The sequence below is a fragment of the Amycolatopsis sp. lyj-108 genome (assembly GCF_046549005.1).
In the GTDB taxonomy this organism is placed as follows: domain Bacteria; phylum Actinomycetota; class Actinomycetes; order Mycobacteriales; family Pseudonocardiaceae; genus Amycolatopsis.
In genome coordinates, this window is sequence record NZ_JAJPWQ010000004.1 from 99,649 (window position 1) to 113,946 (window position 14,298).

The following is a 14,298-nucleotide window of genomic DNA, read 5'->3' on the forward strand; positions in this document are numbered from 1 at the left end:
GGTCACCTCTCCTCGACGACGGCGATCACGTTGCCGTCCGGGTCGGTGAACCAGGCGATGTCCGGCCCCCTGCCCCGGAAGATCCCCTTCTCGTCGGTACGAGGTTTGGTGTAGCGCTCGAAGACGACGCCCCGTGCGGTCAGCTCGTCCACCGCCTCGTCGACGTCGCTGACCGGCAGGTACAGCGCCGTGTAGGTGGCGGGCCGGTGGTCCGGCTTGCGGTAGATGAGCACCTTGTGCCCGCCGGGGAGGTGAACGTGCAGCTGGCCGAACTTCTTCGTCACTTCGAACCCGAGTGTCCCGCCGTAGAACTGCTGGGCCTTCTGCAGGTCGTTCACCGACATCCCGCTGAACGCCTGTTTCGTGGTGGGCATGGACATCTCTCCTCGGTGCTCGGTGGATCCGAAAGTGCTGCTGTAAAGGGGCTGTTCGTCCCCGACGGCGTCACGTCAGGGCGTGATCACCGCCCGGAACCGGACCGTGCTCGAAGCGACCCGGTCGACCGCGTGGCTGATCTCGTTGAGCTGGAAGGTCTCCACCTGCGGGACCACCGCCCTCGATGCCGCGAGGTCGAGTGCTTCGCTCAGCAGGTGAAGACCGTTGTGCGTGGCCCCGATCAGCTTGTGGCGCTGGGCGAAGAACGGTGGCCACAGATTCGGCGGAATCGTCAAGCCGCCTGCCGGGTCGATGCCGGCGAGCACCATCCGGCCGTCGGCGCGCAGCCCGTGCAGGCAGTCCGTGGCCGCGGCATACGAGGTTCCCGTCACCAGGACGATGTCGGCTCCTCCCACGTCGCGCAGCTCTTCACCGTCGGCGACCACGATGTCGGCGCCGAGTGCCCTGGCGAGGTCGTGCTTGTCCGGTGACCGGGTGACCGCGATGGTCTCCGCGCCGGACGCCTTGGCGAACTGGAGGGCGAGGTGGCCGACTCCGCCGATGCCGAGCACGGCGACGCGGTCGTGCGGACGCGGCTCGGCCGCCCGGAAGGCACTCCAGGCCGTGTAACCGGCGCAGAGCATGGGCGCGGCGAGTTCGTCGGGCAGACCGTCCGGGATGAGCACGGTCGCCTCCGCCGCCGCCACCAGGTACTGCGCCTGACCGCCGGGGACGGTGAACCCGGTCATCGAAGGGGCGGTGCAGTTCAGCGCCGCCTGCCCGCCAACCGGCCGATGAGACCGGCAGTGTGCACAGCGCCCGCAGGTGGCCTGGACCCAGGTGACACCGACGCGGTCACCGGTCCGCCTACTGGTCACGCCCGCGCCGACCTCGACGACGACGCCCGCCACCTCATGGCCGGGGATCGCCGGATCCGTGGCGGGAAAGGGGATGGCACCGCTAGTGGCCAGGATGTCGTTGTAGCAGATCCCGCAGGCGCGGACCTCCACCAGTACCTCGCCGGGCCCCGGCGCCGGTGTCGGCACGTCACGCACTTCCCACTTCTCGTTCACGCCGGGAATGACCGCTGCTCGCACGAGGTCTCCTAGAGGTAGCGCGTGTTCGGTTCGAGCCCGCACAGCACCCGGCCGTACAGTTCGAGGTTCGTGTCCGGGTGCATGAGGGCGTGCTGGTTGATGGCATGGACGTCGCGTGCCATCCGCTGGATGGGCACCGAGAGGTAGATCGACGAGCCCCCGCTGGCGGAGTCGAGGATGTCGACCGCCTCCTTGGCCAGCAGGCAGGCCTGGCCCATGTCGGCGCGGGCGCGGACCCGCTCGTCGGGTGACCACGGTTCGTCAACGGCGCTCTTGTGATCGACCAGTGCCGCCAACCGGTGGACATGGAACTCCGCGGCGTCGATCTTGAGCGCGGCCTGGGCGACCTGCCGGTGCGTGAGCGGTGCTTCGCGCTGGCTGCTGTAGTTCGTGTAGGTGATCCCGCGGCCGGGCAGCCGGAGCAGGAAGTGCTCCATGGCCGATTTGGCAAGGCCGAGGACGGTGCCTGCCGACGAGACCGACGCCGTCGGCAGCAACGGCGCGCGAAAGATCGGGGACGTGGCGTTGAGCTTGGAGCCGTATTGCTCCACCAGCGCGGCGGCGAGGGGAAGCACCCTGGCGTAGGGCACGTGCACGTCTTGCGCGACCGTCGTGACGCTGCCACTCGCGCCGAGCCCGCTGGTGTGCCAGTCGTCGACGATGGTCAGGTCCGACAGCGGAACCATGGCCATGACCGGCTGTTGCGCGCCGTCGGGGGTCGGCGACATCGCGATGGCGACCTGCCATCGGGCGTGCAGGGCGCCGCTGATGAAGCTCCACTTGCCGTTCAGCAGCAGCCCGCCGTCGACCGGTACCGCCGTCCCGGTGGGACTGAGCGTGCCGCAGACACGGACGTCTCCGTCCGCGAAGACCTCGTCCTGTGTCTCGTCAGGGAAGAGGCCTGCCATCCACGTCGTGATCCAGGAGACGGCGGTGACCCACGACGCCGAACCGTCCCCGCGGCCGAGTTCCGTGGCGACGTCGACCATCGTGCGGGCGTCGCATTCCCAGCCCCCGTAGCGGGCGGGGACCCGCATGCGGTACACGCCGGCGTCGGTGAGCGCGTCGATGACCGCATCGGACAGACGCCGGTCCTGCTCGGCGGACGTCGCCTGTTCCCTCAGCAGCGGTACCAGGTTCGCGGCCCGTTCGACGAGCTGCGTGGTCGTCGGCCTGTGGATGGTGTCCACTCTTGTCCTCCCTGGATGGTCGGGGCCCTCGGCCCATCGGGCTCATCGTGCTCCGTCGCGGCGAAGAGTTAGACCTCGCGGAATGCCCTTTCGGAAACGGCTCTCTCATAAGGAATCTCGATTCCCCGCAGCGCAACAAGCGAGGTGGTGACCCGATCCGGTGGATGTGACGATGCGATGGTGCCGGGCGCGGGCAAAGATCAGCCGCCGATCAGGGGAGCATTCATGTCCGAAAGCGACGAACAGTCCACTGTGGCCAGTGCCGCCGTCCTGCCGGAACCGGAACGGATGGCGGCGCAAAGCAGCATCCAGCGCGTCGTCGACGCGTGGGCCGCGCACGACGCACAGGCATTCGCCGAGGCGTTCGCTCCCGACGGGAGCATGATCCTGCCCGGTGTCTACGTGCACGGACGCGCTCAAATCCGGTTCTTCATGGCGAGCGCGTTCGCCGTTCCCTACTTCGGCACCCGGGTGACCGGGGCGCCGATCGAGGTGAAGGTGTTGTCCCCCAACGTCGTGGTCTTCGTCAACAACGGAGGAGTGCTCGCACCGGGCGACCGGAAGGTGACACCGGAGCGAGCCATTCGCGCGACCTGGGTGGTCGTCAAACACGACGGCCGGTGGCAGATCGCCGTCTACCAGAACTGTGCTGCCGGAACCGCGTGAACCAAGCACGAGAAGGAGAGCGCCATGGGCGATCGAGTGGGACGGCGAGCGGTGGTGCTGGGCGCGAGCATGGCGGGGCTGGTCACCGCACGGGTCCTCGCCGAGGAGTACGAGCGGGTGACGATCATCGACCGGGACGAGGTGACCGAGGTCGAGGACGCGCGCCGCGGTGTACCGCAGGGTGCGCACGCCCACGCGCTCCTGGCGAAGGGACAGCAGACCTTGGAGGCGTTGTTCCCCGGGATGACCGAGGAACTGCGCGCCGACGGCATCCCGATGGTCGACATGGGCGAGATGCATTGGTTCTTCGAGGGCAGGACGTGGCGGCCCGCGACGACGGGGCTCGTCGTGGCGTCGGTGGCGAGGCCGTTTCTCGAGCGCTGGGTCCGGGCCAGGGTCGCCGCACTGCCGGAGGTCGAGTTCGTCGAACGGTGCGACATCGTCGGCGTCCGGACGACCCCGGACGGCGGACGGATCACCGGTGCCCGCGTGCGACGGCATGGCGCCGCTTCGGACGAGGAAGTGCTGGAGGCGGACCTCACGGTGGACTGCACCGGCCGCGGCTCCAGGATGCCGGTATGGCTCGAGGAACTCGGGTACGCAAGGCCGGAACAAGAGCAGGTGAAGATCGGGCTCTCCTACACCACCTGCGAGTTCGACTTGCCTGACCGGCCATTGACCGGGAGCCTCTCGCTGATTCCGCTGGCGACGCCGGGCAGTCCACGTGGCGCGTTCTTCGGCAGAGTGGGCGGGGACCGGCACATCCTGTCCCTGACCGGAATGGTGGGCGACTGTCCGGACGCCGGTCTGGAAGGCTTCTTGGCCTATACGCGTTCGTTGCCGGTACCGGCCATCCACGACGCCGTCGGCACGACCCCGCCGGTCGCCGAGCCGGTCACGATCCGTTTTCCCGCCAGCGTCCGTCGCCGGTACGAGCGGTTGAGCCGCTTTCCCGCAGGGGTACTGGTACTGGGCGATGCCGTGTGCAGCTTCAATCCGGTGTACGGCCAGGGGATGACGGTCGCCGCGCTGGAGGCCGTCGTGTTGCGTGATCAGTTGCGCGAGGGGCGGGTACCGGAAGCGGGCCGGTTCTTCCGGCGTATCGCGGAGGTCATCGACGCGCCGTGGGCGATCGCGGCCGGGGGCGACCTCAGTTGGCCCGAGGTGGAAGGCAAGCGCACCGCCCAGGTGCGGATGATGAACGCCTACATGGGCAAGCTTCAGACGGCCGCGACCACGGATGGGCGGATCACCCACGCGTTCATGCGAGTGGCGGGCCTGATCGAGCCGCCGACCGCGTTGATGCGCCCCTCGGTGGTCGCTCGCGTGGTGCGGGGCTCACTGCGGCGTTCCGGCCGTGCTCCCGGTACCCGGCCGACCGAACAAACCGGCGCGAAGGCATTCTGAAGCGGAACTCCCGTGCCGAAGGCCAGGATCACACGGATCCCCGGCCTTCGGCACCGGAGTCAGCCGGCATCGTGCTGGGATGTCGCGGGGACACGGTCGAGTATGGCCAGCAACGCGGGGGGGTCGGCGATGCGCCTCGGGCGCAGGTGCACGTCGATCCGCTGGACACTGCCGGGGTGGACGGTGAACGGGCCGTGCACCCCGATCGACGGCACGCCGGCCATGCTGTCGGCGGAAGTCTCCATCGTCGCGCAGCGGGCGAGAAGGTACCACGTTCCGGCCGGCACCTGTTCGAGAATGAAAGGGCCCGGTCGCGAGAGAATGGCGCACCCGGCGGGGCTTCCTTCTGGCAGGGGATCAGGGAACAGTCCGACGAACGCCGGACCGATCGTATCCGTCCGGGGCGACAGCAGACGTCCGCAGACCACGGCGGTCTGCTTGCGTGAAGCGGGGCCGTGCCTGCCGAATCGCAACCCCGTCCGGCAGGGCAGGCCGCCGTATTGGCGGTAGACACTGGGCGGCAGACCGACACAACTGGTGAAGCGGTTACCGAACGTGCCGACGCTGGCGTAGCCGACCCGGTGGCTGATCTCCATTGTGGTGAGGTCGGTCGACATGAGCAGTTGCTTGGCGTGCTCCAGTCTCAGCGCCGAGAGAAACCGGCCCGGTGAGATTCCGGTGATTCTGTGAAACATTCTTGAGAAGTGGAACTTGCTGTACATCGCGGCGTCGGCCATGTCGCCGATCGTGATCTTTTCGGAAAGTCTCTGTTGCATGAGTAAAATAGCACGATTTATACCCTGTTCGATTTCCTGTTCCACCAACGTCCCTCCTCCGAAGATGGTTTATCCGCATACTTCAAGCCGAATGCGAGGCTTTGGCGGTGCGCGTATCCCGGCTGCTGCGGGCACGTGGAGACCGCGTCCGAGACCCGTCGAAGCCGGCTGCGAACCGATCAATGACGCTCCGTCACGGTGTTCTAAACGGCCGCGGAAGCTGCCCGCCGAACCTGAGGGCATGTCGCCCACATGTTCGACGGCTGGTCACTGTTTTCGCCATGGTTCCCCCCAGAGAATCGCACCTTGATCACACAGTACCGTCCGTCGTAGGGGGCTTTAGCTTCATGCGCTTAGGTAAGCAACGTCGAAGGGCGGTGGCGGTCCGTGAAAGCAGTAGGCAATTTGGCGAGTGGTACATGTGAGTGACCACAGCCGTTTGGCATCACCCATCTTTCGTAACAGTCGCACCGCGCGAATTCCGAACCAGACACGGATTCGTTATCCGGCAGGACGTCCGGCTCCGCCCGGTGTCAGTCCGGCACGCCGTAGGTGATTCCGGCGGTCTGCAGCAGCGCCAGTCGAAGTTCGGTATAGGTCCGGCCCAGCACGCGGAGGGTCTCCGCGGCCGTCTTGGTGTCACCTGTCACGAGCGGGAATTGGAGCGAACCGATCAAGCGCGCCTGGCGCTCCATGACGCGGGCCGCGGCGGTGCAGCCGATCGAGCCGAACAGGACGGCCGCGTCCGACAGCCGCATCGCCCCGCCGCTGATCTGGTACTCCACCAGGTACTTGTGCTGCATGCGGCCCAGTCCCGACTCGACCATCTCGGCCAGTCGCTCCGCGCTGGCGGCGGAGTCCGGCCCGTCGAGAAGCTCGATCGCCCGGGGAATGGATTCGCGCAGCGCCGAGACGAGGTCGACCTCGCGCTCCCTGCGGAAGTTCGTGCGGGTGGTGTAGGGCTGCACCGGGTAGCCGACCGTGTCTGCGGCCCACGCGGTCAGGAACGCCTCGGTCGGCACGGTGGCGAACGGGTACCCGTGAGGATCGTGCATGAGGATCAAATCGCCCTCGACGCCGAAGACCACCACGTGGTGGTCGGCCCCGATGGGCTGCCCGAGCCCGGGGTGATGCGGAAGCAGTCCCATCTCGACCGGGCCGGCGAGAACCGGATGCGCAGGGGTCGCGTGCCGCAGGATGCCCATCGCTTCGTCGCGCGAGCCCCCCTGTTGGTCGAAGGTCCATCCGAGAAGCTCGAGTGAGGTGCGAATGCCGTCCGGCGGGAGCCAGTCCTTGGCGCAGAAAAAAGGAAGGTCCTGTTCGACCATTCCCGCGCTTTGAATACTCAGCCCGAACGGCGATCCGCCCAGTACCTCCAGTGCCGCGGGCCCTGGACTGTGCGGCTGGATCATCATCGTCAACGCGTCAGAGGCGCAGTATGGTCCGTTTCCGTGATACTTAACCACCATGGAAGGAGTGTGGCTGGATTCTCATTGTCATTAGCCATTCGTATTTGCGCTTGTCTGAGCAATACCGGAGTGAGATGGCGCGGCGGCGATCACGCCGGGGATAGTGTCGGCTGGGATAAGGACCTACCGGCCACTGCCCGCTTGGGCGGACGAAAGGCCGGAAGTCGCCTGCCGAAAACCGACATCAGGGCACGGCTGCGGTCCTACGGTCCCACTCGGCGCGTGGGCGAGGAATGGGGGAGAGGACATGCCAGACCCGATCATTGTGGTTATCGATCGAGTCCCGGCGTTCGGGGCCGGCCTGGAGGCGATACTCACCGGCGATGGATTCGAGGTGGCGACCCCGGTGCGGCCGTCAGCGTGGTTGCGCCAACGCGAGGTCGCGGCCGCGGTGGTCACGCTGCGCGGGCACGAGGACGTCGATCGGCTGCAGGAGCTGAGCGAAGAGTTCACCAGTCTCGTGCTCGTGGCGGTCCTCTCCTCCTCGGCGCACTCGGTGTACGCCACCGCGCTGCGGTCCGGTGCGCACGCGGCGGTCAGCTGGGATTCCGCGCCCGGCGACATCCTCGCGGTGGTCCGTGCCGCGATGGCGGGCCGGACGGTCCTGCCCACTCCGACCGCACGTGCGCTCGCGAAGTCGGCGCAGGACCGGCCACAGGGCACCGGCCTGCGACCACAGGAGGTCCAGTGGCTTCGCGTGCTCGCCGGCGGTGGCTCGGTCGTGCAATTGGCCCGTGCCGAGGGGTATTCGCAGCGGGAGGTCTTCCGCCGGTTGTCGACGGTGTACCGCCGGATGGGCGCCCGCAACCGGCAGGAGGCGATCGCGCTCGCCGGCCAATGGGGGCTACTGGCCCCGGCCTCTCGGTAGTTGCGCAATGTGGACAGCCAACCGATTGTCCGGATGGTAAGTGCTTGACCGACCGTCGCTGATCTGGTTAGCGTCGATGGCAGGTCCGGTTCCGGACTTGCTCGCACCATTCCCACACAGATATCCCCCGCCGGATTCATGCCGAATTCCGGCTGTCCCTCTTCCTTGTCAATCGGAGGTACTAGATCATGTCTTCGCAGAGAACCGGTGTTGTCCGAAAGATCGCACTGATCATCGCCACCGGTTCCGGTGTCGCAGTACTCGGCGCCCTTCCGGCCGCCGCGGCGGCTCCCGGCGCCACCGTGACGCCCTCGTCTGGTCTGCAGAACGGCCAGTCCGTCACGGCGGCGGGCACCGGATTCCCCGCAGGGGAACAGATCGGCGTCATGCAATGCGGTCCGGGCGACTGGCCGGCGGTCAGCTGTGACTTCGCCGACCGGGTGATCGTGACCGCGAACGCCGGTGGCGGGTTCACCACGCCGGTCACCGTGCGCGCCTCTTACGATGGCGTCGATCCGGTGGAGGGCAAACCCGCGGGCACGGTCGACTGCACGGCGGTCGCTTGCTCGTTGCGCTTCGGAAGTATCACCAACGGTTCCGTCTTCGCGAACCCGGTAATCCTGGGCTTCGGCGCTTAGGTCCGGGTCTCTCGATTCGCTGAGTGTGGGGTCGTGACTGGCGCCTTGCCGTGCCACAAGTACATGAAGGGCCCCTTGCTTGCGCTAGGCGCAAGCAAGGGGCCGTTCATGTACTTGAGAATAGTGATCAGACGGCCCGCGGACATTCGGTCAGGGCAGGGAGGCGCACCTTCGCACCTTACCCGTGCCACTCGCGCTCGATAGCTTGGAACCAACAGAAGATCATGACTCTTCTCGACTACCGGGGTGACGCCGTTGCATGCGATTGTCTTGGTGGGCGGCAAGGGATCCCGCTTGCTCCCGTACACCAGAACCCGGCCGAAGGCGTTGCTCGAACTGGGCGGCCACAGCGTGCTGGAGATCATCCTGCGCCGACTCCGCGCGTTCGGGTTCGACCGGGTGACCCTGTGCGTCTCACATCTGGGCGAGCAGATCCGCGCCGAGATCGGGGACGGTGCGCGACTGGGCCTGTCCGTCGACTACAGCGTCGACGAGCGGCCGCTGGGCACTGCCGCTCCGCTCCGGCTGACGCTGGGATGGACCGGTCCTGCCGTCGTCATGAACGGCGACATCCTGACCACTCTCGACTTCGCGGACCTGCACCGTGCGCACGAACGCACCGGCAGTGTGCTCACGGTCGCCTTCCTGCGCCGCCGGTTCACGGCGGGCGTCGGACTGGTGCGCCTCGAAGAGGATCGCGTCATCGAAGTCATGGAGAAGCCGACTTTCGGCCTGAACGTGTCATCAGGGATCTACGTCGTCAGCCCGTCGGCCCTGGACCATATCCCGGAAGGGCCCGCGGATATGCCCACGCTGATCAACAACCTGATCGGCCACGGCGAGCCCGTACACGGCTACGGCTTCGCCGGGTCGTGGCACGACATCGGCACGCCGGCGCGGTATGAGGAGGCGAAGAAGGCCTTTCAGTCCGAACCCCGCCGCTACCTCGAGCCCGGCCCCCCGGGGGCTACCGAGCACGTCGCGGTCGACGAACTCGCCGCTGTGCGGGACATCGGCCTTCTCGTCGACGGCGGGGGTCACCAGCGGAAGGAGGCACGAGCGTGACGAGTCTCCCGGACGTTCTTGTGGTGTTCGGCGGCTACGGACGGGACTTCGCCGGCGCCGAGCGGATGGCGTGGCGGACGCTGGAGCGGCTGGCCCGGCCCGGTCGACGGGTAGCGGTGCTCACCGACAGCGTCGGCGCGACCGGTGAGCACCGCCCACGGGCTGTGCCGGTGTTCGGCAGTGAAGCCGACTTGCGCCGCGCATTACCGGGGTGGCGGCCGTCGGTGGTGCATGCCTTCGACCTCGCCCTGCCCGCCTGGGTGGAGGCGGCCGCGGAGCTGGCGGACCGCTATCGGGCCACGTTCGCACTCACGCCCGCGTCGGCCGTCCAGGTGTGGCCCGAGCCTGAAACCGCGGCGGCGCTGTGCCGCCGGGCGGACGTCCTGTTCACCCTCAACGACACCGAGAACACCGTCCTCACCGGATACGGAGTGCCGCCGTGGCGGATCCGGGCGATCCCGCACGCCGCCGATCTCGTCGGCACCCCGGACGCGAGCGGCTTCCGGCGCCGGTACGGAGTGGACGGTCGGATGGTGCTCTTCGCCGGACGGCGTACTGCCTCCAAGGGGTATCGGCGCCTGCTGGCCGCGACCGGGCCGGTGTGGGAACGCCTGCCGGACACGTGGTTCGCCTTCATCGGCTCGAACGCCGACGCCGACGCCGAAGCGGCGTTCCTTGCCAACGCAGCACCTCGGCTGCTCGATCTCGGCATGGTGGACGAGCAGACGAAGCACGACGCACTGGCGGCCTGCGACCTGCTGTGCCTCCCCACCGTGGCCGATGTCTTCCCACTGGTCTTCGTCGAGGCGTGGACCTGCGGCAGACCGGTGGTGAGCGGCGACTTCCCTGGGGTGGATGACGTGCTCCGGCCCGGTGTGGACGGTCTGGTCGCCGGACCGGGACCGTCCGGTCTGGCCACGACCCTGATCGACGCCCTGCGCGACGAGAAGGGGCTCGCGGCCATGGGACAAGCCGCACTGCTGCGGGCCGGCCGCGAGTTCGGCTGGGACAAGGTAGCGGCCGCGGTCGAGGGCGGCTACGGATCGGCGATCGGGAGGACCGGATGAACGACATGCCGCCGCCGTGGCGGGTTACCTTGGCGGACAACACGATCGGCGAACCGGAGATCGAGGCTGTCACCGCCGTGCTGCGCTCCCGCTGGCTCTCCGCCGGCGCGGTGACCCGCGAGTTCGAACACGACTTCGCCGAGCGGCTCGGTGTCCCCGACGCCGTGGCGGTCAGCAGCGGGACAGCGGCACTGCACCTCGCGGTCCTCGGCCTGGAGCTGGGACCCGGTGACGAGATCGTGCTGCCCGCGCTGAGTTTCGTCGCGGCCGCGGCGGTCGCCACACTCCACGGCGCGACACCGGTTTTCGCCGACGTGCGCTCCGAGGCCGACCTCACCGTCGACCCTGCCGACGTGGCTGCTCTGCTCACGGACCACACGAAGGCGGTCGTCGCGATGCACTACGGCGGTTACTCCGCCGATCTCGCCGCGCTGCGGGAGATCACCGCGCAGCGTGGTATCCGGTTGATCGAGGACGCGGCGCACGCTCCCGTCGTCCGTACCGGCGACCGGATGCTCGGTACGGTGGGCGACGTGGGTTGTTTCAGCTTCTTCGCCACCAAGAACGTCACCACCGGCGAGGGTGGGATGGTGGTGACGGCCGACCGATCGCTACTCGATGAGATCAGGCTGCTGCGCTCACACCACTTGACCCGGTCGACCTGGCAGCGCGCGCAGACCGGGCAAGCCGACTACGACGTCGACGGCGTCGGGCTCAACTACCGTCCCACCGAGATCTCCTCGGCGCTCGGCCGGATCCAGCTCGGACGGCTCGACCGGGATCGAGCACGCCGCCGGGAGCTGGTGGCGGTCTACCGTGACCGGTTGCGGAGGATCCCGGGCCTGGTGATCCCATTCGACGGACGCGACGACGACAGCGCTCACCACCTGATGGCGGTCCTGCTACCGCCGGGCAGCTCGCGGGACGATGTACGGGACACCCTGTCCGCGGCCCGGATCCAGACGTCGGTGCACTACCCGCCGACCCACCGGTTCACCCGTTACCGCTCCGTGGCGAGCAGGGCGTTGCCGATCACCGAGAGGATCGCACCTCGTCTGCTCTCACTTCCCTTGCACAGCCGCATGTCCGACGCTGACGTCGAACTCGTCGCCGACGTGCTGGACACCGCCCTGCCCCGGCCGCGGTGAAACCGTCCATGTCAGCCGCGTAGGTGCAGGACTCTCGGGTGGGTGTACTCCACCAGACCCCAGTAGCCGTACTCGACACCCATTCCCGACTGCCGGACGCCGCCGAAGGGCACATCCGGCCGGAGGTCACCATGGGTGTTGACCCAGGCTGTTCCACAGTCGAGCCCGGCGGCGACCAGGCGAGCGGTCTCTTGGTCGCCCCATACCGAACCGCCGAGGCCGAACTTCGTCGCGTTGGCCCTGTCGACGGCTTCGTCCACTGAGGAGTAGGCGATGACCGGGAGCACGGGACCGAATTGTTCGTCTTTCTCGAGCCGGGTGCCCGGCGGCAGGTTCGTCACGATCGTCGGCGGATAGAAATGGCCGGGGCGATCGAGGGCGACGCCACCGGTGACGATCTCGGCGCCCGCGTGGGCCGCCTCGGTCACGAAGCCGTGCAATCTGGTCAGCTGGGGTTCGCTCACCACCGGGCCGAGGTCGGTCGCTGGGTCGGTTCCCGCCCCGACCACGGTAGCTTTCGCTTGTGCGGCAAAGGCTTCGATGAACGCCGGCCGATCGGCTGCTGGGACGTAGACTCTTTTCACCGCGGCGCAGAACTGACCGCTGTTGGTCATGGCGCTCGCGTAGAGCCGCTCGGCGGTCGTGGCGATGTCGGCTCCGGGAAGCACGATCGCGGCGTCGTTGCCACCCAGTTCCAGCACGACCCTGGCGAGCCGGGCGGCGGCGGAACACGCGATCGCCGTACCGGTCTCGACCGAGCCGGTGAAGGAGATCAACCGGACGTCCGGGTGCTCGCACAGGGCGGCACCCAGTCGACCCCCGCCGGTCACCGCCGCACAGACACCCCGCGGCAGCACCTCGGAGAGCAGCTCCGCCATCCGCGTGGTCGCCAGCGGTGTCAGCGGGGACGGTTTGAGCACCACCGTGTTCCCGGCCAGCAGCGCGGGGGCCAGTTTCGTCACCGCCAGGATGAGCGGGAAGTTCGACGGCGCGATCGCGGCGACCACCCCGTGCGGAACGTGCTCGACGGTGATCCGGCTTCCCCCATCGGCGACTGTTTCCGGTTCGAGTGAGAGTGCGGCGGTGTGGTCGAACCAGCCTGCCGCGAGGTCGACCTCGACGTAGGCCGATCGCAAGGGTTTGCCCTGTTCCCTGGTGAGCAGGGTGGCCAGTTCCTCCCGGCAGGCCGCGATCGACGCACCACAGTCCCGCAGGGCGGCCCGGCGGGAATCCGACGGACTTCGCGCCCAGTGCGGTTGGGCGGCCGAGGCGGCGGTGACGACCCCGCCGAGTTCCGACGGCGAGGTCGCCGCGATCTCGGCGAAGACGGAACCGGTCGCGGGATCCTCCACGGCGATCAGGTCGGTGGCGGCACCGCGCCCCGGTTGAAACGTCATCGACCGCTCCCGCCACTCGACTGCACCGGCCGTTTCCAGCCTGACCGGGAACTCCGCGATCGGGAAGGTGTCCTTGTGACCTGCCCGGCCGGCCAGGTGTTTCGCGCGCTCCAGGGCCGCTTGTCCAGCGTCCGTCCTGTTGCGACCGTGAACCGACGGTGTTCGTGGATCGCTCGTCCTCGCGGAGGTGACGCGTTGGTGCTCAAGGCATACACGGCGGCGGTGATGTCGATGATGGCCGCGGCTCACCCGGACGTCGGCGGCACCGTCACCGACGCCGCACAGGCGCGCCGCATCCACGCCGAAGCCCGGTTCCCGCCCGGCCCGTCCGTCGCGTCCGTCGAGGACGTCGACCTCGACGGCGGTCTCTCGGTACGCGTCTACCGGCCGCGAGATCCCGGCACCGGAGGTGACCTGCCGGTGGTCGCGTACTTCCACGGAGGCGGGTTCGTGCTGTGCGACCTCGACACCCACGACGGCGTGTGCCGGATGATCGCGGCGAGGACACCGGCCGTCGTGATCGCGGTGCACTACCGGCGCGCTCCCGAGCATCCGTTCCCCGCCGCGGTCGAGGACGCCTACCGCGCGGTGCGCTGGGCGTCGGAGAACGCGGCGGCCTACGGCGCCGCTCCGGACCGGCTCGCAGTCGCGGGAGACAGCGCGGGCGGCACTCTCGCCACCGTCGCCTGCCTGATGGCGCGGGACCAGGGCGGACCGTCCATTCGCTTCCAGCTGCTCGTCTACCCGGTGACCGACTGCTTCGCACCGAGGACCGAGCATGCCCGGGGATTTCACCTGACGCGCCGCCAGATGACCTGGTTCATCGAGCAGTACCTCGCCGACCCCGCCGACGGAGGACAGCCCTACGCGTCACCGCTGCGTGCCCCAGACCTGAGCGGCCTGCCGCCGGCGCTGGTCCTGACCGTCGAGCACGACCCCCTGCGCGCCGAGGGCGAAGCCTACGCGCGACGACTGGCCGACGCCGCCGTCCCGGTCACCCTGCACCGGGTCGACGGCTTGTTCCACGGCGTGTTCGGGCTCTCGGGGCTCTTGCCCGAGGCAGGCGAACTGGAACACCGGGCGGTCTCCGCGCTGAGAGACAACACACGCTCGACCACGACGAGAAGGGGATGAG

At 68.4% G+C, this 14,298-nt stretch carries 14 protein-coding genes; 8 read left to right on the plus strand and 6 right to left on the minus strand.

Annotated features, from left to right (window positions below; translation table 11 throughout):
• Positions 1–2: 2 nt before the first annotated feature.
• From ACLJO0_RS16425 to ACLJO0_RS16435, 3 genes are all read right to left on the minus strand, one after another.
• Positions 3–374, minus strand: coding sequence for a VOC family protein (locus ACLJO0_RS16425; RefSeq protein ID WP_125795797.1), 372 nt, complete (start codon positions 372–374; stop codon positions 3–5).
• Positions 375–449: 75 nt separating this feature from the next.
• Entirely contained in the window at positions 450–1,472 is a 1,023-nt protein-coding gene (locus ACLJO0_RS16430) for an alcohol dehydrogenase catalytic domain-containing protein (RefSeq protein ID WP_410579384.1), read from the minus strand.
• A gap of 8 nt (positions 1,473–1,480) precedes the next feature.
• Complete coding sequence (locus ACLJO0_RS16435) at positions 1,481–2,662, minus strand: acyl-CoA dehydrogenase family protein (RefSeq protein WP_410579385.1); 1,182 nt, start codon at positions 2,660–2,662, stop codon at positions 1,481–1,483.
• Between the two features lie 225 nt (positions 2,663–2,887).
• Between ACLJO0_RS16435 and ACLJO0_RS16440 the strand changes: the two genes are divergently transcribed.
• On the plus strand, positions 2,888–3,328 hold the full coding sequence (locus ACLJO0_RS16440; protein ID WP_410579386.1) for an SgcJ/EcaC family oxidoreductase: 441 nt from the start codon (positions 2,888–2,890) through the stop codon (positions 3,326–3,328).
• A 24-nt stretch (positions 3,329–3,352) separates the two neighbouring features.
• On the plus strand, positions 3,353–4,735 hold the full coding sequence (locus ACLJO0_RS16445) for an FAD-dependent oxidoreductase (RefSeq protein ID WP_410579387.1): 1,383 nt from the start codon (positions 3,353–3,355) through the stop codon (positions 4,733–4,735).
• Between the two features lie 59 nt (positions 4,736–4,794).
• On the opposite strand, the gene ACLJO0_RS16450 is transcribed toward ACLJO0_RS16445, so the two are convergent.
• Both ACLJO0_RS16450 and ACLJO0_RS16455 read right to left on the minus strand, forming a co-directional pair.
• Positions 4,795–5,556, minus strand: coding sequence for a helix-turn-helix domain-containing protein (locus tag ACLJO0_RS16450; RefSeq protein ID WP_410579388.1), 762 nt, complete (start codon positions 5,554–5,556; stop codon positions 4,795–4,797).
• A gap of 488 nt (positions 5,557–6,044) precedes the next feature.
• Entirely contained in the window at positions 6,045–6,926 is an 882-nt protein-coding gene (locus ACLJO0_RS16455) for a hypothetical protein (RefSeq protein WP_410579389.1), read from the minus strand.
• Positions 6,927–7,227: 301 nt separating this feature from the next.
• Between ACLJO0_RS16455 and ACLJO0_RS16460 the strand changes: the two genes are divergently transcribed.
• From ACLJO0_RS16460 to ACLJO0_RS16480, 5 genes are all read left to right on the plus strand, one after another.
• Positions 7,228–7,848 carry a hypothetical protein gene (locus tag ACLJO0_RS16460; RefSeq protein WP_410579390.1) on the plus strand — a complete coding sequence of 207 codons (621 nt, stop codon included), beginning with the start codon at positions 7,228–7,230 and terminating at the stop codon, positions 7,846–7,848.
• Positions 7,849–8,036: 188 nt separating this feature from the next.
• Complete coding sequence (locus tag ACLJO0_RS16465) at positions 8,037–8,486, plus strand: enediyne antibiotic chromoprotein (RefSeq protein ID WP_125795804.1); 450 nt, start codon at positions 8,037–8,039, stop codon at positions 8,484–8,486.
• A 273-nt stretch (positions 8,487–8,759) separates the two neighbouring features.
• Positions 8,760–9,551: an NDP-sugar synthase gene (locus tag ACLJO0_RS16470; RefSeq protein ID WP_255431271.1), complete on the plus strand. Its 792-nt coding sequence runs from the start codon at positions 8,760–8,762 to the stop codon at positions 9,549–9,551.
• Positions 9,548–10,618: a glycosyltransferase family 4 protein gene (locus tag ACLJO0_RS16475; protein WP_410579391.1), complete on the plus strand. Its 1,071-nt coding sequence runs from the start codon at positions 9,548–9,550 to the stop codon at positions 10,616–10,618. Before ACLJO0_RS16470 ends, ACLJO0_RS16475 begins: the two co-directional genes overlap by 4 nt.
• Positions 10,615–11,766, plus strand: a complete 1,152-nt coding sequence (locus ACLJO0_RS16480) for a DegT/DnrJ/EryC1/StrS family aminotransferase (RefSeq protein WP_410579392.1) — start codon at positions 10,615–10,617, stop codon at positions 11,764–11,766. The genes ACLJO0_RS16475 and ACLJO0_RS16480 overlap by 4 nt, the downstream gene beginning before the upstream one ends.
• An 11-nt stretch (positions 11,767–11,777) precedes the next feature.
• Here ACLJO0_RS16480 and ACLJO0_RS16485 read toward each other — a convergent pair whose 3' ends face one another.
• Complete coding sequence (locus tag ACLJO0_RS16485) at positions 11,778–13,163, minus strand: aldehyde dehydrogenase family protein (RefSeq protein ID WP_410579393.1); 1,386 nt, start codon at positions 13,161–13,163, stop codon at positions 11,778–11,780.
• A 198-nt stretch (positions 13,164–13,361) separates the two neighbouring features.
• On the opposite strand from ACLJO0_RS16485, the gene ACLJO0_RS16490 reads away from it, so the two are divergent.
• Positions 13,362–14,297: an alpha/beta hydrolase gene (locus ACLJO0_RS16490; protein ID WP_410579879.1), complete on the plus strand. Its 936-nt coding sequence runs from the start codon at positions 13,362–13,364 to the stop codon at positions 14,295–14,297.
• Position 14,298: the final 1 nt, after the last annotated feature.

Bases quoted from the DNA above. Each gene is read 5' to 3' on its own strand.
- ACLJO0_RS16480 (WP_410579392.1), top strand. From the start codon at position 10,615: ATGAACGACATGCCGCCGCCGTGGCGGGTTACCTTGGCGGACAACACG.
- ACLJO0_RS16455 (WP_410579389.1), bottom strand. From the start codon at position 6,926: ATGATGATCCAGCCGCACAGTCCAGGGCCCGCGGCACTGGAGGTACTG.
- ACLJO0_RS16465 (WP_125795804.1), top strand. From the start codon at position 8,037: ATGTCTTCGCAGAGAACCGGTGTTGTCCGAAAGATCGCACTGATCATC.
- ACLJO0_RS16445 (WP_410579387.1), top strand. From the start codon at position 3,353: ATGGGCGATCGAGTGGGACGGCGAGCGGTGGTGCTGGGCGCGAGCATG.
- ACLJO0_RS16485 (WP_410579393.1), bottom strand. From the start codon at position 13,163: ATGACGTTTCAACCGGGGCGCGGTGCCGCCACCGACCTGATCGCCGTG.
- ACLJO0_RS16440 (WP_410579386.1), top strand. From the start codon at position 2,888: ATGTCCGAAAGCGACGAACAGTCCACTGTGGCCAGTGCCGCCGTCCTG.
- ACLJO0_RS16460 (WP_410579390.1), top strand. From the start codon at position 7,228: ATGCCAGACCCGATCATTGTGGTTATCGATCGAGTCCCGGCGTTCGGG.
- ACLJO0_RS16425 (WP_125795797.1), bottom strand. From the start codon at position 374: ATGCCCACCACGAAACAGGCGTTCAGCGGGATGTCGGTGAACGACCTG.